The 16,857-nt window shown below is 72.0% G+C and carries 18 protein-coding genes and 1 tRNA gene; 13 read left to right on the top strand and 6 right to left on the bottom strand.

The window, feature by feature from the left end; translation table 11 throughout:
- Positions 1-6: 6 nt before the first annotated feature.
- Positions 7-963, bottom strand: a complete 957-nt coding sequence (locus E1291_RS19665) for an NAD(P)H-quinone oxidoreductase (protein ID WP_131739310.1) — start codon at positions 961-963, stop codon at positions 7-9.
- A 165-nt stretch (positions 964-1,128) separates the two neighbouring features.
- Here E1291_RS19665 and E1291_RS44915 point away from each other — a divergent pair, with 165 nt between their 5' ends.
- The 5 genes from E1291_RS44915 to E1291_RS19685 all read left to right on the top strand — a co-directional run bounded on the left by E1291_RS44915 (position 1,129) and on the right by E1291_RS19685 (position 5,548).
- Positions 1,129-3,915, top strand: coding sequence for a nucleotide-binding protein (locus tag E1291_RS44915; protein WP_306434472.1), 2,787 nt, complete (start codon positions 1,129-1,131; stop codon positions 3,913-3,915).
- Positions 3,916-3,940: 25 nt separating this feature from the next.
- Positions 3,941-4,312, top strand: a complete 372-nt coding sequence (locus E1291_RS19675) for a cupin domain-containing protein (RefSeq protein ID WP_131739295.1) — start codon at positions 3,941-3,943, stop codon at positions 4,310-4,312.
- 58 nt (positions 4,313-4,370) lie between these two features.
- A tRNA-Ser gene (locus tag E1291_RS19680) sits at positions 4,371-4,462 on the top strand.
- Positions 4,463-4,519: 57 nt separating this feature from the next.
- Positions 4,520-4,690, top strand: a complete 171-nt coding sequence (locus E1291_RS42100) for a hypothetical protein (RefSeq protein ID WP_165495197.1) — start codon at positions 4,520-4,522, stop codon at positions 4,688-4,690.
- A 294-nt stretch (positions 4,691-4,984) separates the two neighbouring features.
- A complete protein-coding gene (locus E1291_RS19685; RefSeq protein WP_242614257.1) occupies positions 4,985-5,548 on the top strand; it encodes a mechanosensitive ion channel family protein in 564 nt (187 codons plus the stop codon).
- Between the two features lie 45 nt (positions 5,549-5,593).
- On the opposite strand, the gene E1291_RS19690 is transcribed toward E1291_RS19685, so the two are convergent.
- The gene (locus E1291_RS19690) at positions 5,594-6,139 is read right to left on the bottom strand and encodes a CGNR zinc finger domain-containing protein (RefSeq protein ID WP_131739296.1); all 546 of its coding nucleotides are present in this window, start codon (positions 6,137-6,139) and stop codon (positions 5,594-5,596) included.
- A 26-nt stretch (positions 6,140-6,165) separates the two neighbouring features.
- Here E1291_RS19690 and E1291_RS19695 point away from each other — a divergent pair, with 26 nt between their 5' ends.
- A complete protein-coding gene (locus tag E1291_RS19695) occupies positions 6,166-6,645 on the top strand; it encodes a GNAT family N-acetyltransferase (RefSeq protein ID WP_131739297.1) in 480 nt (159 codons plus the stop codon).
- Positions 6,642-7,874 carry an MFS transporter gene (locus E1291_RS19700; protein WP_242614252.1) on the top strand — a complete coding sequence of 411 codons (1,233 nt, stop codon included), beginning with the start codon at positions 6,642-6,644 and terminating at the stop codon, positions 7,872-7,874. Before E1291_RS19695 ends, E1291_RS19700 begins: the two co-directional genes overlap by 4 nt.
- Here the strand turns inward: E1291_RS19700 and E1291_RS19705 are convergent.
- On the bottom strand, positions 7,823-8,536 hold the full coding sequence (locus E1291_RS19705) for a M15 family metallopeptidase (RefSeq protein ID WP_242614253.1): 714 nt from the start codon (positions 8,534-8,536) through the stop codon (positions 7,823-7,825). The two genes, E1291_RS19700 and E1291_RS19705, sit on opposite strands and share 52 nt — an antisense overlap.
- A 198-nt stretch (positions 8,537-8,734) precedes the next feature.
- On the opposite strand from E1291_RS19705, the gene E1291_RS19710 reads away from it, so the two are divergent.
- Positions 8,735-9,157 (top strand): hypothetical protein, encoded by a 423-nt coding sequence (locus E1291_RS19710; RefSeq protein ID WP_131739300.1) that lies wholly within the window; start codon positions 8,735-8,737, stop codon positions 9,155-9,157.
- 28 nt (positions 9,158-9,185) lie between these two features.
- Here E1291_RS19710 and E1291_RS19715 read toward each other — a convergent pair whose 3' ends face one another.
- On the bottom strand, positions 9,186-9,647 hold the full coding sequence (locus E1291_RS19715) for a MarR family winged helix-turn-helix transcriptional regulator (protein ID WP_131739301.1): 462 nt from the start codon (positions 9,645-9,647) through the stop codon (positions 9,186-9,188).
- A 144-nt stretch (positions 9,648-9,791) separates the two neighbouring features.
- Here E1291_RS19715 and E1291_RS19720 point away from each other — a divergent pair, with 144 nt between their 5' ends.
- From E1291_RS19720 to E1291_RS19730, 3 genes are all read left to right on the top strand, one after another.
- Entirely contained in the window at positions 9,792-10,811 is a 1,020-nt protein-coding gene (locus tag E1291_RS19720) for a pirin family protein (RefSeq protein ID WP_131739302.1), read from the top strand.
- A 325-nt stretch (positions 10,812-11,136) separates the two neighbouring features.
- The gene (locus tag E1291_RS19725) at positions 11,137-12,336 is read left to right on the top strand and encodes an ATP-binding protein (protein ID WP_242614254.1); all 1,200 of its coding nucleotides are present in this window, start codon (positions 11,137-11,139) and stop codon (positions 12,334-12,336) included.
- Positions 12,337-12,775: 439 nt separating this feature from the next.
- The gene (locus E1291_RS19730) at positions 12,776-13,057 is read left to right on the top strand and encodes a hypothetical protein (protein WP_131739304.1); all 282 of its coding nucleotides are present in this window, start codon (positions 12,776-12,778) and stop codon (positions 13,055-13,057) included.
- Between the two features lie 42 nt (positions 13,058-13,099).
- Here E1291_RS19730 and E1291_RS19735 read toward each other — a convergent pair whose 3' ends face one another.
- Both E1291_RS19735 and E1291_RS19740 read right to left on the bottom strand, forming a co-directional pair.
- Complete coding sequence (locus E1291_RS19735; protein WP_131739305.1) at positions 13,100-13,975, bottom strand: MauE/DoxX family redox-associated membrane protein; 876 nt, start codon at positions 13,973-13,975, stop codon at positions 13,100-13,102.
- A complete protein-coding gene (locus tag E1291_RS19740) occupies positions 13,969-14,949 on the bottom strand; it encodes a hypothetical protein (RefSeq protein WP_242614255.1) in 981 nt (326 codons plus the stop codon). The genes E1291_RS19735 and E1291_RS19740 overlap by 7 nt, the downstream gene beginning before the upstream one ends.
- A 335-nt stretch (positions 14,950-15,284) precedes the next feature.
- On the opposite strand from E1291_RS19740, the gene E1291_RS19745 reads away from it, so the two are divergent.
- A complete protein-coding gene (locus tag E1291_RS19745; RefSeq protein WP_242614256.1) occupies positions 15,285-15,806 on the top strand; it encodes a SigE family RNA polymerase sigma factor in 522 nt (173 codons plus the stop codon).
- Positions 15,807-16,269: 463 nt separating this feature from the next.
- A partial coding sequence (locus tag E1291_RS19750; protein ID WP_131739307.1) for an RNA polymerase sigma factor occupies positions 16,270-16,857 on the top strand: 588 nt, incomplete at its 3' end.

Consider the following 16,857-nt stretch of genomic DNA (forward strand, 5'->3'; position numbering starts at 1 on the left):
TCATCCTCACACGGTCAGCAGAATCTTGCCGACGTGACCGCTTTTCTCCAGAAGCTCGTGCGCGCGCGCCGCGTCCGTCATGGGCAGCGTCTGATCGATGACCGGTCGCACGTCCCCGGACTCCAGCAGCGGCCACACGTGCTCGCGGACCGCCGCCACGATCTCCGCCTTCTCCTCCAACGGACGGGACCGCAGCGTCGTCCCGTGAACCAGCGCCCGCTTCCGCAGCAGCACCCCGATGTCGAGCTCCGCCTTCGCGCCGCCCTGCAACCCGATCACCATCAGCCGCCCCCCGACGGCCAGCGCCTCGACGTTCCGCGCCAGGTACTTGGCGCCGATCAGGTCGAGGATCACGTCGTAGGGACCGCTCTCCACGAAGTCCTGCGCGCGGTAGTCCACCACCTCGTCCGCGCCGAGCTCCCGGCACCGGGCCGCCTTCTCCGGGCCGCCCACCGTGCACACCACGCGAGCGCCGCGCGCCTTCGCCAGCTGGATCGCCATCGTGCCGATGCCGCTGCCGCCGCCGTGCACCAGCAGGGTCTCCCCGGCGCGCAGCCCGCCCAGCATGAACACGTTGGACCACACCGTGCACGCCACCTCCGGCAGCCCGGCCGCGTCCGTGACGGCCACGCCGCGCGGCACCGGGAGCACCTGCCCCGCGGGCACCGCCACCCGCTCGGCGTACCCGCCGCCCGACAGCAGCGCGCACACCTCGTCCCCGGCCGCCCACCCGGTGACGCCCTCGCCGACCGCGGCGACACGGCCGGAGACCTCCAGCCCCGGATACGGCGGAGCCCCCTCCGGCGGCGGGTAGAACCCCTTGCGCTGCATGACGTCCGCGCGGTTCACCGCGCTGGCCGCCACCTCGATCAGCACCTCGCCGGGGGCCGGTTCGGGATCGGGTACCGGCGTCCACTCCAGAACATCCGGATCACCCGGCTCGCGTATCACGATCGCATGCATACCGGTCACGCTACCGGCCCTCCTCGACCCGCCCGCGACCACCGCCATCGGGGTCAATGGGGATCTATGCAAGGGATGCGTGGTATTAGCACACAGGTATCCTGCCGTGGGGCCAATGCCTACCTGCTCCGTAAACGATCATCAGTGGGTGCCGAGGGGGAAACGGTGGCGAGGAACGAGCACGACGGGCGTTCCCTGGAGGAGCGGCTGGCGTCTCTGGACGCGATGAGCGGGGAGGCGAGCGGACCGTCCGCCGTCCCGCCCGGCCCCGCCCAGGGCCCGCCTCCCGCTGAGAGTCCCCCCGCCGAGCAGCGGCAACCGCCGCCGGACCCGAACGCCAACCCGTGGCTGTCCGCCCCGCCCGCCTTCCAGGGCCCGCCCGAGAGCTTCGGCCCGAGCGGCTTCGGCCCGCCCCCGCCCGTCCCGCAGGACCAGAACCCGCCGCAGCAGGGCGACGGCCCGCCCCCCGGCTTCCCCGGCGTCGCCGGCCCCCCGCCCTTCGACAGCGGCCGCCCCTACGACGGCGGCCCCATGCCGCAGTCCTTCGACGGAGGCATGCTGCCCCCGCCGTACGCCCCCGCGGACGCGACGGGCGGCCCGCCGCCCTACTCCCAGCAGCAGCCCTGGGAGACCGGCCCCGAGGGCGCCCCGCCCCTCGACCAGCTCCCGCCCTACCTGTCCGAGCGGTTCGTCGTCGACGACCCGAACGCCCCGGCCCCGCCGCCCGACCCGTCCCCCGGCCGCCCCTACGATCCGGCCGACCTGTACGCGCCGCCCCCGCAGGTGCTGCCGCTCGACCCGGCGACCGGCCGGCCGCTCTCCCGGCAAGACCCCAACCCTCCCGCCCAGCCCTACGCCCAGGACACCGGCGCCCCCGCGCAGCCCTACGAGCAGGACGTGAACGTGTCCGCTCAGCCCCCATACGTCCAGGACCCGAACACTGCCGTGCAGCCCCCTGTCGGCCAGGACGCCGCCGAGGGCCCTCAGCAGTTCGGTCAGGAGCCGGACCCGTCCGCGCAGCCTTACGTCCAGGACCCGAGCACCGTCGTGCAGCCTCCTGTGGGGCAGGAGGCCGGTGTGCCCGGCCAGCAGTTCGGGCAGGACGCTGGCGCGTCTGCGCGGCTCTACGAGCAGGACGTGAGCGTGTCCGCTCAGCCCCCGTACGTCCAGGACCCGAGCGCCGTCGTGCAGCCCCCTGTGGGGCAGGAGGCCGGTGTGCCCGGCCAGCAGTTCGGGCAGGACGCTGGCGCGTCTGCGCGGCTCTACGAGCAGGACGTGAGCGCGTCCGCTCAGCCCCCATACGTCCAGGACCCGAACGCTTCCGTGCAGCCCCCTGTGGGGCAGGACGCCGGCGTGGCCCCTCAGCAGTTCGGCCAGGAGCCGGACCCGTCCGCGCAGCCTTACGTCCAGGATCCGAGCGCCGTCGTGCAGCCTCCTGTCGGCCAGGACACCGGAGTGCCCGCGCAGCCTTATGGGCAGGACGTGAACGTGTCCGCTCAGCCCCCGTATGACCAGCACCCGAGCACCGTTGTTCAGCCGCCTGTCGGGCAGGACGTCGGCGTGGCCCCTCAGCAGTTCGGGCAGGAGCCCGGGGCGTCCGCGCAGTCCTTTGGGCAGGGCGCGAATGCGCCTGTTCAGGGTCCGTACGGTCAGGACGCCGGGGTGGCGCCCCAGCAGTTGGGGCAGGACCCGAACGCTCCCGCGCAGCCCTACGGTCAGGACCCCAGCGCCGTGGGACAGTCCTATGGGCAAGGGCCTAGCGCTCCGGCCCAGCGGCTTTACGGACCGTACGATCCGAACGTTCCGGCCCAGCAGCCGTACCCACCGGTGGATCCGTCCACTGGGCAGCCGTACGCGTACGACCCGAACACGGGGCAGCCCTACGGGCAGGGGCCGCCGCCCGGCTACGCCTACGGTCCTGGGCAGGGGCAGCCCGGCCAGTACCAGCAGATGCCGCCCGGCCAGGCCGCCGACGCGCCGCAGGGGCATCCGGGACAGCCCCAGGACCCGCAGAACGCCGAGAGCCTGAGCTCCGAGAACCTGCTGGGCGAGCGGCGCATCGCGCCGTCCTCGGGGTGGCGGCGGGCGGTGTACAAGGCCACCGCCGGGGGCATCCATCCCGGCGAGTCGCAGGGCGAGCTGCGCCGCAAGGACCTGATCGCGCGGGCCCGCACCGCCGTGGCGGGCGGCCACCACAGGGTCGCGGTGATGTCGCTGAAGGGCGGTGTGGGCAAGACCACGACCACGACCGGCCTCGGCTCGATGCTGGGGTCGCTGCGCGGTGACCGCGTCATCGCCGTGGACGCCAACCCCGACCGGGGCACGCTGTCGGACAAGGTGCGGCTGGAGACGGCGGCGACCGTCCGCGACCTGCTGAACAACCGCGACAAGGTGCACCGGTACGCCGAGGTCCGCGCGTTCACCTCGCAGAACGCCGCGCGGCTGGAGGTCCTCGCCTCCGACCGCGACCCGGCGGTCAGCGAGGCGTTCAGCGCCGAGGACTACGCCGCCGTGGCGGTCGTGCTGGAGCAGTACTACTCGATCTGCATCACCGACTGCGGCACCGGGCTGCTGCACTCCGCGATGTCCGGCGTGCTGAGCCTGGCCGACCAGCTCGTGCTGGTCAGCTCGCCCTCGGTGGACGGCGCCCGGTCCGCGAGCGCGACCCTCGACTGGCTGGAGGCGCACGACCACGGCCACCTCGTCCGCAACGGGGTCGTGGTGCTGTCGATGGTCCGCAACCGCACCCGCAGCCAGGTCGACCTGGACAAGCTCCAGGCCCACTTCGAGAGCCGCTGCCGGGCGGTCGTCCGCATCCCTTACGACGACCACCTGGAGGAGGGCGCCGAAGTGGAGCTGGAGCAGCTCGCCCCGGCGACGCGTGAGGCATATCTCACCCTGGCGGCGGTCGTCGGCGACGGTTTCGCCTACAGGCGGCCGGAGAGCACATGATCGCCGGGCGCTAGAGTCCCGCCACGTGGACAGCGAGAGCGTGTACGTGGGTAAGGCGGCCCCGGACGCCGCGAGCGACCGGGGCTGGCTGCTCGGGCATTTCAAGCCCGAGGGGGACCTCCGGAACAGCGCCGAGGTCGAGATCAAGTGGGGCGTGCACCCGAAGGGCGACACCCGGGCCCGGTGGACGCGCGGCGACCAGCGCACCGCGCTGCTCATCCTGGTGAGCGGCCGGTTCCGGATGGAGTTCCCGGGCCGGGACGTCGTGCTGGCCGAGCAGGGCGACTACGTCGTCTGGGGACGGGGCGTCGACCACTCGTGGCATGCCGAGGAGGAGTCGGTCACCATCACGGTCCGGTGGCCGTCCATCCCCGGCTTCGCCGTCCCGCAGACGTAGACCGGCCTCGTTATGCGGTCGAACGCAGGCCCGCGTGCCCGCTATCGTGGACCTGCCTGGAGAGTTCGCATAGTGGACTAGTGCAGGCGCCTTGAAAGCGCCCAGGGCTGGGGACAGTCCTCGTGGGTTCGAATCCCACACTCTCCGCCACACCGGTTCGTGGAACAGCCACGAACCGCCACAAGATCGTCCGTTACGCTCTTCGGCATGGCACAGACACCGAATGATCCGGCCGGAACCACTCATCAGTTCCAGAACTTCGCCAACCAGGGGCAGAGCGGCAAGTCCGGTCCGAGCGTGGGCCGCATTGTCGGCATCGTCGCCGTGGTGGCCATCGTCGCGGTCCTCGTGATCGCCCTCATGTTCGCGTCACTCTGACCGATCTCCCGGGACACCGTCAGGTGACCCCGCCCCGGGAGTTCCCCGCGAGCGCGGGCCGGCGGCCGTGAACGCTCCCCTCCCGCTGTGATCGGGAACCGGTACCGGCGCGCCGGAAATTGCCGCCTCCCGCCCGTCCCGCCGCTTCGCATATGTCACCCGCGTCCCAGAAGATCAGTTGCCGCGCGGGACGGGCGGCGCGGTGTCCGCCCGCGCGGGCCGTGGCGTAGCCTGTAGGACGGCCGAGGCCGGAGGGTGGTCGGGAAGGGAAAGGCGGAAGCGGGCTTGTTCAACGTGACGATGCCCATCACAGAGAACGTGCAGACATGGTCCGAGAAAGCGCTTCCGATCGTCGTGACGGTCGTCGTCGCGGTGGTCGCCCGTTACCTTGCCCATCGCCTGATCAATAAGGTGATCGACCGCGTCTCCAAGCGCGGGAACAGGGCGGCTCTGGGCGCCGGGGAGCGTCGCCGCCAGCGGATGAACGCCCTCGGCACGGTATTGAAGATCATAGCCTCGGCGATCATCGTCGGTAATGCCGCGTTCAGTGTGCTGGGCAGCATGGGCGTCAATCTGGCGCCCATTCTCGCCAGCGCCACCGTCATCGGCGCCGCGGTCGGTTTCGGTGCCCAGCACGTCGTCAAGGACTATATCGCCGGATTGTTCATTCTGCTCGAAGACCAATACGGCGTCGGTGATGTCATCGACATCGGCATCGCCAAGGGGACCGTCGAGGCCGTTCATCTGCGGGTGACCACGCTGCGCACCGATGAGGGCTTCACCATGTACGTGCGGAATGGCGAGATCCCGCATGTCGCCAACGAGTCGCAGAAACTCACCGATACCGATTTCGCCTGACCGGGGCGGCGCGCCCGGGCCGTCCGCGGGCCGGGCCGGTCCAGGTCACCCCGGAACGCGCGCCGCGGCCGCGCGCGCGGCCCGTGCCCGGTGCCGCCGCACCGCGTCGCGGTTGGCGCACGGGTGGGAGCAGTAGCGCTGCCGCCCGGTGCGGGTGGTGTCGGCGAAGATCATGGTGCATTCGGGCACGGCGCACCGCCCGAGCCGGTGCATGCCCCGTCCCGCCAGGTGCAGCGCGGTCCCGACGAAGATCAGCGCGAGCAGGACGGAGCCGAGCGGCCGCCGGTCGTCGCGGTAGTGCAGGTGCCAGCCCGTCCCGGCGTGGTCGGTCAGCCGCGGATGGGTGGAGGCCGCCGCCAGCGTCGCGTTGACGAGGTCCGCGCGCTCCCGTTCGGTGGAGGCGTCGACCACCTTCTCCCACGCGTCCAGCGCGGCGTTGGCGCGGTCGAGGTCGCGCGGCGTCACCGGGCTCTCCAGTTCCAGCCCGGCGGCGCGGCAGCGGTCCGCCAGTTCCGCGGCGGTCGCCGGCCGCCGGTTGGCCAGGTCCGCCGCCAGGTGCACGGCGTCCGCGCCGTAAGGGTTGAGGTGCATGAGCTCATTACACCAGCCTGGTCGGCATGACGCATCACCAGCACATACGCCGGGCGGCGGAGGACGACGTCCCCGAGCTCGTCCGGCTGCGGTCGCTGCTGTTCGAGAACCTCGGCGGCGATTTCTTCAACCCGGCCTCGGCCGGCGACGACTGGCGGGACGCCCTCGCGCGCGTCCTGAAGCAGAAGCTGACCGAGGACGACGCGCTGATCCTCGTCGTGGACGGCGCGGACGGCCTCGCCGCCTGCGGCATCGGCACCATCGAGCAGTGGTTCCCCGGCCCGCATTCCAGGAACGGCCGCATCGGGCACGTGATCGGGGTGGTCACCGATCCGGCGTACCGGCGGCGCGGCCACAGCCGAGCGATCATGAAGGGCCTGCTCGACTGGTTCCGGGAGCGCGAGGCCGTCCGGGTGGACCTCACCGCCTCGCGCGAGGGTGAGCCGCTCTACCGCGAGCTGGGCTTCTTCGACCACCCCGACCCGACGCTGTGCTGGCGCCCGTGACCTACCGGTGGATCATCCTGGGCGTCGCCACGTTCACCCAGGCCGCCTCCGGGTTCTTCGTCCAGGGCATCGGGGCGATGGGCGTCCACCTGGAACGTGACCTGGACCTCAGCACCGCCCAGCTGGGTCTCCTGGTCTCGGCGTCCCAGCTGGTCCCGCTGGTCGGCCTTCTGGTGGCCGGAGAGCTTCTGGACCGTTACGACGAGCGCTGGGTCGTGGGGCTGGGCGCCTGCGTGGTCGCGGTGAGCCTGGGCGTGGGGAGCATGGCGCCGGGATACCTGTCCCTGCTCGTCGTCCTGCTGATGGTCGGTGCCGGGTACAGCACCGTCCAGCCCGGCGGGAGCAAGTCGGTCGCGTCGTGGTTCGACGCGTCCCAGCGGGGGCTGGCGATGGGGATCCGTCAGGCGGGCGTGCCACTGGGCGGCGTGTTCGCCGCGGCGGCGCTTCCCCTTGTCGCCGCCGCGCTCGGGTGGCGGGCGACGCTGGTGGCCGGCGGGCTCGTCGCGCTGGTGGGGGCCGTCGCCTTCATGGGCGTCTACCGCCGGCCGCCCGTGCCGGCCGCCCCGCCCGGCGGTGAGCCGCGCGAATCCGCCGCGGAGCGGCCGGGCACCCGGTTGCGGATGCTCCGCGACCCGCGGATGACGAGGATCCTGCTGTCCGGGACGTGCCTGGTCTCGGTGCACAGCGGCATCGGCGTCCTGACCGTGCTGTACCTCCATGAGGTGACGTCCCTCGGAGCGGGCTCCGCGGCCCTCGTCTACGTGGCGGTCCAGGGTGCGGGCGTCGCCGGACGCGTCTGCCTGGCGGCCTGGAGCGACCGCCTCGGGGCCGGGCGCTACGCCTCCGTCATGGCCTGCATGGTCGCGGTGATCGCCGCGATGGTGGTGCTGATGACGCCGCTGGGACGGTCACCGGAGGTGGCCTGCCTCACGTTCGCCTGGCTCGGGTTCTTCGGTATCGGCTGGTACGGCCCATGGGTGGCGTACCTGGCGGAGTCGGCGCCGTCGGGAAAGACGGGGTTCGCACTGGGGCTGGCCATGGCCGTCACCCAGATCGCCGTCATCGTCGCACCGCCCGCCCTCGGCTTCCTCAAGGACGTCACCCACGGCTTCACGGCCGCCTGGGCGGTTCTCTGCGGGATGACCGCCGTCGTCCTGGCGGTCACGGCCCGCGAGGCTCAGCGGCCGGTGCTGGAGAAGTGCTGGAAGTCCTTGGCGCCCGACCAGTAGCCGCCCCAGCCCCAGCCGATCGAGGCGAACGCCTTGACGACCTTGTCGCCGGGGTGGATGACACCGGGGGCGCGGCTCTTGCGGTTGCCGTACTTGACGCAGTCCTTGTGCTCGATGTGGCCGTCGGCGCTGACGTAGGGGTTCTCGCAGGTGTTGAGGTCCACCGCGAGGCCGAAGGCGTGTTGCGACCAGTTGCTGGACCCGGTCGCCGCACGGCAGTTGAAGGCCGAGGTGTTGCCGGCCTCGATGGACTGGAAGTCGCTGCCCTTGTAGACGTCCACGGGCTCCATGCGGCGGATCGGATAGCGGATGTCGTACAGCCGCCGGAAGACCTTGACGAGGTCTCCGGCGGCGTCCGCGTTGACGACCAGCCTGCCGTCCGGATGGGACTTCTTGTCCATGCCCCAGTACGTCATCTGGATCATGCGGAGGCCGGACGGGGCGACGGGGCAGCCCCTGCGCCAGGAGTACCTCAGGTCGCGGGCCGTCACCCTCTTGATCGTCGCCTGGAAGCGCTGCGGGGACGGCGCGGCGGACGGCGACGCGGAGGTGCCCGTGCCGGAGGACGGGGTGGCCGGTGTCGCGGACCCGGTCCGCTTCGATTCGCCGCCGCCTCCGCCGCACGCGGTCGCGGCGAGCGTCAGCACGGTGGACGCGACCATGATTCCGCTGGTGGTGATTGGCGTTCTCCCTGGCATCTTGGCAGGATCGCACGCCGGGTGCCCTTCGCGTCGGACCTTGGATTCGCTACGGTGCGAGTGAGGGTGCGCACGCCGAAACGGGGCCGGGGCGGGCGCGTCGCCGAACTCGTCGACCCCCCGGGCATGTCTCGGGCGTCCACCGGCCCAGGGAGAGCCGGCATGGCGGATCCGCAGGACCGGAACGTCCCGAGCCTTGAGGACGACATCTTCGCCGTCGCGCACACCGTCGAGGTCGAGGAGGGCGCGGCCGCGGGGCCGCGCCTGCGGACGGATCGGGCGCAGGAGACCCTGGAGCGTGCGCGCGCGGCCGTCGGCCGCGACGTCGGCGCGACGGCGGGCGGCTTCGTGCTCTTCCTGTTCGTCGACGCGGTGATGATGTACGGGCCGCTGATGGCGAGCCGGAGGGGGAGCCTGTGGCCGCAGTTCGTGGCGCTGCTCGTGCTGGCGTTCGGGCTGGGTGGCCTGCTGGTGTGGCGGGTCGGCGGCCGGTGGCGGGGGTTCGGCCTCGGGATGATGATCGCCTGGGTGTTCCTGACGCTGGTGTCGGTCGGGTTCCTGACCGGGCTCAGCGTCACTCTCTAGGGCGTCGCCCAGGACGCCCTCCAAGGGGTCACGAGGTCGGGCCGACGCGCTTCATGACGGCGGTGAAGGCGCGGCCGATGGCCTCGAGGTCGGCGGGGTCGATCAGGTCGATGAAGAACGTCCGGACGGTCTCGACGTGGTCGCGGGCGGCCCGTTCGAGGGCGGCGAAGCCCTCGTCGGTGAGGTGGGCGAAGACACCGCGCTTGTCGTCGGGGCAGTTGTCCCGCTTGACCAGGCCCTTCGACTCCAGCCGCGAGCAGGTGTGCGACAGCCGGCTGCGCGACTGGCTGGCGTTCTCGGCCAGTTCGGCCATGCGCAGCCGCCGCTCGGGCGCCTCGGACAGCCGGACGAGGATCTCGTACTCCGAGACCGACAGGCCGTGGTTGGTCTTGAGGTCGCGGTCCATGATCTCGGAGAGCCGGACGCTGCCGTCCACGTAGGCGCGCCAATCGCGCTGCTGGGTGGCATCGAGCCAGCGTGGTTCGCTCATGGGACCAGTATACGTCACAGGTTGAACTTTCAACTTCTTCCCGGTATGGTCCACGCTACCGGGACGGTACCGCAACATCCCGGTGCGGGAATAGTTGAAAAATCAACGATGTTCCCACGTGCACCGAACCGATGGGAGGCACCCATGCCCGCCGTGATGGCCGATCCGCTGACCCTTCCCCGTCTGCCCGTGCTCCCCCAGGACGACACCGGCTGGCGGCGCGTCGCCAAGGTCGTGACCGCCAAGAGCCACCTTGAGGGAGAGGGCTTCGAGGTCCGCCGCCCCTTCCCCGGGATCGACCTCTCCCTGGCCGACCCCTTCCTGCTGCTCGACCACATGGGCGCAGTGGAGTACGCGCCAGGGGAGGCGAAGGGGACGCCCTGGCATCCGCACCGTGGCTTCGAGACCGTCACCTACATCATCGACGGAGCGTTCCAGCACCAGGACACCACCGGTGGCGGAGGGCTCATCTCCGACGGGGCGACGCAGTGGATGACCGCCGCCTCCGGGATCCAGCACATCGAGCAGCCGCCGCCGGAGCTCGTCGCCAAGGGCGGCCTGTTCCACGGCGTCCAGCTGTGGGTGAACCTGCCTCGCTCGCAGAAGTGGGTCCCGCCGCGCTACCAGGACATCGGGGCCCGGGACGTGAAGCTGCTGTCCTCCGATGACGGCTCGTCCCTCATCCGCGTCATCGCCGGATCGGTCGCCGGATACGACGGCCCCGGCGTCACCTACACGCCGATCAACTACCTGCACGCGACCGTCGCGCCCGGCGCCCGGCTGACCCTGCCGTGGCCGCGCGACTTCAACGCGCTCGTGTACGTCCTGTCCGGGCGCGGCACGGCCGGCGTCGAGGAGGTCGCGCTGGACGAGGGCCGGCTCGCGGTCTTCGGCGGCTCGCACCACAAGGGGGCACAGGACGGCCTCGTCGTCCGCGCGGCCGACTCGCAGCCGCGGCCCAGTGCGGGCGGCTGGGAGATCCTGGTCCTCGGCGGCCTGCCGCTCCGGGAGCCCGTGGCCCGGTACGGCCCGTTCGTGATGAACACCCGGGAGGAGATCGTCCAGGCGTTCGAGGACTTCCAGGCCGGACGCATGGGAACGGTCCCGGCCGAGCAGGTCCCGCACCGGACGGCCGCGGACGAGTCGCTGGCCCGACCGTCGTGAGAACGCTCCAAACGGCCGCGCGCCCGCCCTCCGGCGGGTACGCGGCCGTTCCCGTTCCGATCCCGTCGCGCGAGTCCCGGGGATCGGCTGACGGGTCCGGGGTCATGCGCTACTGTGTTCGAACGGGTCGAACAGAGATTCGACCGGCTCGTTCGAACGCGTTCGCCCGGGAGGCGGCATGGTGGCGACGACGGCCACGGCGAGTAGGCCCGAGGGGGCGGCGCACCGCCCCCGGCGGGCGCCGGCCGCGACACGCCGCAGCGGTTTCTACGCAAATCTACGGCCGCAGCTATATCGCCTCATAGAGTCCGAGAGCGTGGACCCCGTGCGCAATCCCTACGCCCCCGGAGCCGGGCAGCGCCCCCCGGAGCTGGCCGGACGCGACCGCGAGCTCAAGCAGTTCGAGGTGGTGCTCGAACGCGTCGCCCGGGGCCGGCCCGAACGCAGCATGATCATCACCGGGCTGCGCGGGGTGGGCAAGACCGTGCTGCTCAACGCGTTCCGGTCGATGGCGATCCAGCGGCTGTGGGGCACCGGCAAGATCGAGGCGCGGCCCGACCAGTCGATCCGCCGCCCGGTGGCCTCCGCGCTGCACATGGCCGTCCGCGAACTGGCCCCCCGGCACCGAGCGCCCGACCGGATCGAGGCGTTCCTCGGCGTCCTCAAGGCGTTCGCGCAGGCCGGCGAGGAGCCGTCCGGGCGCGGCGCGGCGGGCCGGAGCAAGGCGCGGGCGCACCGCTGGCAGCCGGGCATCGACGTGCCCGCCACCCGGGGCCGCGCCGACTCCGGCGACCTGGAGATCGACCTCACCGAGCTGTTCGTCGACGCCGCGTCCGTCGCGACGGACGTCGGCGCCGGCATCGCCCTGTTCGTCGACGAGATGCAGGACGTCCCCGCCGACGACGTCTCCGCGCTGTGCGCCGCCTGCCACGAGCTGTCGCAGAGCGGCGGCCCGCTGATCGTGGTCGGCGCCGGGCTGCCGCACCTGCCGGCCGTCCTGTCGGCCAGCAAGTCCTACTCCGAACGGCTGTTCCGCTACGCCCGCATCGACCGGCTCGACCGCGCGTCGGCCGACGTCGCGCTGCTCGCCCCGGCCGAGCGCGAGGAGGTCACCTTCACCGAGGACGCCCTCGACGCGCTGTACGGCGCCGCCGACGGCTACCCCTACTTCGTCCAGGCGTACGCCAAGGTGGTCTGGGACGTCGCGCCCGACACCCCGATCACCGCCGACGACATCAAGGTCGCGGCGCCGGAGGCCGAGAGCGAGCTCGCGGTCGGCTTCTTCGGCAGCCGCTACGAGCGCGCCACCCCGGCCGAGCGCGACTACATGCGCGCGATGGCCGGCCTCGGCGACGACCCGGTGTCCACCGCCGCGGTCGCCGACGAACTGGGCCGCAAGCCCTCCAGCCTGTCGCCCGCCCGCGACGGCCTGATCAAGAAGGGGCTCATCTACAGCGCCGAACGCGGCATGGTCGCCTTCACCGTCCCCCACTTCGGCAAGTTCCTCCGCGCTCAACTGAATTAACTGCAAGCCCGGCCCACTGCGCTCGCCTGGCGGCTCGCTCCGTGACCGGGCTTGTGCGAGCGCGAATCGCTTCGCGATCTTCGCGGCGGGGCTCGCCTTCGGCTTCGCCCCGCCGCTCAGGTAGCGCGCTCGCGTGACGGCTGAGGATCAAGATGAGGCGGGAACTTTCTAGTTCTCGGGCTAGAGAGGGCTAGAAAGCTGCATCGACGTCCCCCCGCCGTCCGCAGAGTATTCGGTTCTCTAGAAAAAATCTTAGAGAGTCGTAGATTTTCCTCGGCTTCCCTCTGGGGCTTTATAAGGCTTTCTAGTAATCGGGCTAGAAAGGCCTATAGAGGTGCATGGTCATTGAGTCCGGGTCGGGCTGCATGCATGGGGCGGTATGGGTATGGGCTGCGTGTTCGGCGCTGAACAGGGCGCGGAGTTCTAGGTCGGGGGAGACATGAGCGACCGGCAGGACCGCCACGGGAGCCAGGACCCGGACGACGAGTACTCGTCCAGGGACGCGATGACGTCCGCCATGTACGGGGAGGACGAATGGGACGAGGGGCCGCCCGACTCCGGGCATCCGTCCGGGCAGGACCCCTTCGGCTCCGGGGACGACGAGGTGTTCTTGTCCGGCGTCGAGGACATGGAGGAGCGGCGGCCGCTTCGGCACGGGCGCTCCGAGGAGGACCCCTACGAGCAGGACGACCTGGACGAGGAGCCCGACGCCCTCTGGTGACGAGCGTTCTGTAGTCCTCTATTGGACAAGTCCAATAGAGGACTACAGAGTCGCAGAGACGTCGGAGCCGGCGCTGTCGGCGCTGTCGGCGCTGTCGGCGGGGTCGGCCTGGACGACCGCGGACCTGACGGTCCGGTCGCGTTCGGCGGTCGACACCGCGAACACGACCTCCATGTCGCGCTCGTTCATCCGGGCCGGGAAGACCACGAACCGCCAGCAGCCCTCGCGCCACACGTCCAGTGGCACGGCGCTGGCGACGACGTTCTCGTGCTCGACCCAGGCCGGGCTGTCGTAGAGCGCCCGGTAGGTCTCGGTGACCGGGCTGCGCCGCCGCTCGCACGGCACCGGCGGACGGCCCCGCCCGCGCGCCCGCGCACCCCGCTCGACCAGCGCCGGAACCTCCGGCGACAGCGCGGCGAACAGCGCCAGCTCGACCGTGAGCAGCAGCGCGACCTGCGCTGGGACGTCCCGCAGCACCTGGAGGCCGGGCAGCGGCGCCCCGAGCGAGGCGACCGCGCAGGCGGTGAACAGCATCGCGCGCAGCACGCTGCGGCGGCCGACCCGCTTGCTGCTCAGCCCGCCGAAGCAGCCGCACCCGGCGTCCGGGCGGCGCACCCGCAGTTCGCCGACCACCCAGGTCGCCGCGGCGAACGCGAGCGCCACGGCCACCCGCACGGGCAGCTGCGGGGTCACCAGCAGCGCCAGGCCGAGGACGCCCTCGCCGAGACCGAGGCCCACGTTCAGCCCGCGGCTGCGGCGCAGCGCCGTGACCCGCGCGAGCCCGGCGGGCACCGGCACGCCGTGCACGTGGTCGGGGACGCCCGCCGCGCGCTCGCGGACCGTCAGCTTCGCCAGGCACGCCGCCAGCAGCACCGTGGCCAGCAGAAGGACCTGCGTGTTCTGGAACTCGGTCACCATCGGCCGGCCCTCCCGGACACGGCGGCCGGCACGGCGAGGGCGCCCGGCGCGCCCGGCCGCACGACCGCGTTGAAGCAGCCGGCCTCGAGGTCGCCGCCGAGGCCCACGAAGGCCGCCGGGGTCAGCTCGGCGATCCGGCCGCGCGGCGACGTGCCGCACTCCACGCACCGGTCACAGTAGCGGGCCGCCGAGCAGCCGCACTCCACGACGGGCACGGTGGTGGCGCGTCCGCTGCACTCGTTGTGGACGGTGATCTCGCTGCCCAGGGAGAGGTAGGGCAGTGCCACGCACCCGGACGGCGCGTCGGGACACCCGCCCGCGTCCCCCTCCGGGTCGACCGCGGGATAGGCCGCGCCCGCGTGCGGCGGGGCGCCCTCGCCGAGCGACCCGAACCAGGTGACCGTCCCGTGCACGGTGCCGGGGACCGGCGCCCCCGGCTCGGGGGCGGCGAGGTCGTCGGCCCGGTAGCCGGGCTGGGACGTGCCGGGACGCACCGCCTGCGGCCCGCCGGGCGACCGCACGCAGATCACGTCGATCAGGTAGCCGGGCTCCATGCGCGGATGCCGGACCAGGACCCGTTCGAGCGCGTACGGCGGGATCACCACATGGGCCCGCCCCCGATGCGGTCCCATGTCCACCTCCACGGTGTCCCGCCCGCACGCGAGGATCGTCCCGGTGACCCGGGCGACGTCGACCCACACCCGGTCGGCGCCGAGCCCGTCCTCCCCGGGCCGGACGATCACCTCGCGGCCGGGCCGGAGCGCGGCGAGGCCCCCGCGCCCGCCGTGCCAGACCGTGGTCGTCCCGGTCATCGGGATCCGCGTCTCGGTCTCCCTCGTCGTGGCGCCGGCCCGGCGCGTGCGCAGGACGAGCAGATGCGGGCTGGCGTCGACGATCGTCCCTGTCACGGCGCCCAGCGGGCGCGCGGCGTTCTCCGGGAGGCCGGTGCGCGGTGGCGGGGGAGCGCCGAGCACGGCCTCACGGTGTCGGCTGCGCCCTGCTCCACGGCGGCGGGGTAGCGGCATGGCGGCACTCCGGCATTGGTGTAACTCACGACTGGTCAGTTAGGACGGCGAGTCAAGGTTCACGCGTGGACCCCCCGCTGTCGACGGATTTGTCGCGATAAGTCGTCTGGCGGAGGAGAATCTCTTGACCTGGGATGAAGATTATGCTCCGGTTGACCCGAAAATATGATTCATGTAGACCCATAATTACGCTCCCGATGCGATCGTCAACAATACGGGAGCGCGCCCAGTCAAGATCCACGGCCCCGGGGGCGCGGCCCCTCGACCCCTGGCTCGGTGGTGACGTGAACAGGACGCGGCACGAGGAGTTCCGCGCGTACGTGACGGACCGCGGGCCCGCGCTGCTGCGCGCGGCCACCCGGCTGACCAGCGACCGGGCCGAGGCCGAGGACCTCCTCCAAGCCGCCCTCGCCAAGACCTACCTCGCCTGGGACCGCATCGAGGACCGCGCCGCCGTCGACGGCTACGTGCGCCGCGCCATGGTCAACACGCAGATCTCCTGGTGGCGGCGGCGCAAGCTGGATATCTACCCCACCGACGAGCTGCCCGACCGTCCCGTGGACGACCACACCCGCCGCAGCGAGCTGCACGACGTCCTCGGCCGGGCCCTGCGCCGCCTCCCCGAGCGGCAGCGCCTCGCCGTCGTCCTGCGCTACTACGAGGACATGTCCGAGGCGGAGATCGCGCAGGTCCTCGGCGTCAGCATCGGCACGGTCAAGAGCACCGTCTCCCGCGCCGTGGCCCGGCTCCGCGACGACGACGCCCTCGGCGACGACTTCCCCGAGATCCCGCCCCAACGCCCCTGACCGCGCCCCGGGGAGGTGGATCGCGCACCCGAGGAGAACAATCCGCTACCCCGGCTCCGAGGCAGCGACTTGAGCAGGGAGCGCCACCCGCTAGAGCGTCCGCCCAAGGCCCACTCAAGCTCCCGGTAAAGGTGCGACCCGAGATCGCAGCTCCGAGGACGCCGTACGCGACACGCCTCGCCCAGAACCCAGTGGCCTTCACTCGTCACGCGAGCGCGTTACCTGACCGGCGGGGCAAAGCCGAAGGCGAGCCCCGCCGGGAAGATCGCGAAGCGATTCGCGCTCGCACAAGCACGGTCAAGGAGTGAGCCGCCAGGCGAGCTCTTGGGCCGGGATTGCAGTAAACACTACGATTTCCGGGATCATGTGGTGCGCCCGGGGTGTCACGGTGTATGCAAGGTGGGCTGAATGTCCGGACAGCCCCCTTTGGGGACGGACTCCGCCGCCGGCGCCGGGAGCGTGCATGCCCAGGTTGTCCCCGTCCGACCCGTCCCCGGCCACGGCCGACCGGAGCCTGGTCAAGGGGCTGAACGACGGCGACCAGGCGGCCCTGTCCGCCCTCTACGACGAGTACGGCGAGCGCCTCTACGACTATGCGCTGTCGATGTCCGGGGACGAGAAGGCCGCCGCCGGCATCGTCCACGACACCTTCATCGACGCCTGCCGCCGCGCCCCCCGCATGCGCGACCACCTTCATCTGAGCTCCTGGCTGTACGGCGCGGTGCGCCGCCGCTGCATCCGTCTCGGTCGCGCGCGGGAGCTCCACTGGGACCCCGACGGCGAGTTCACCGACTCCCCCTTCACCGGGCCCGCTTTGACCGGCTCGCCCGACGGCGGGCCCGTCCCGGCGGACGATCCCGAGGGCTGGCCGCCGTCCGAGGAACTGCACGACCTCCTGAACGCCAGCCTCGCCCGGCTCGATCCCGTCGACCAGGAGATCGTGCTCCTGTCCGTCCGGCACGGCCTCGGCCCGGCCCGCCTCGGCGCGGCCCTCGGGCTGTCGCCGCGCCGCGCCGCGCTGCGCGTCCGCCGGGGCCGTGACGCGATGGAG

Origin of the sequence: Actinomadura roseirufa (assembly GCF_900659635.1) — a bacterium.
Classification (GTDB): domain Bacteria; phylum Actinomycetota; class Actinomycetes; order Streptosporangiales; family Streptosporangiaceae; genus Spirillospora; species Spirillospora roseirufa.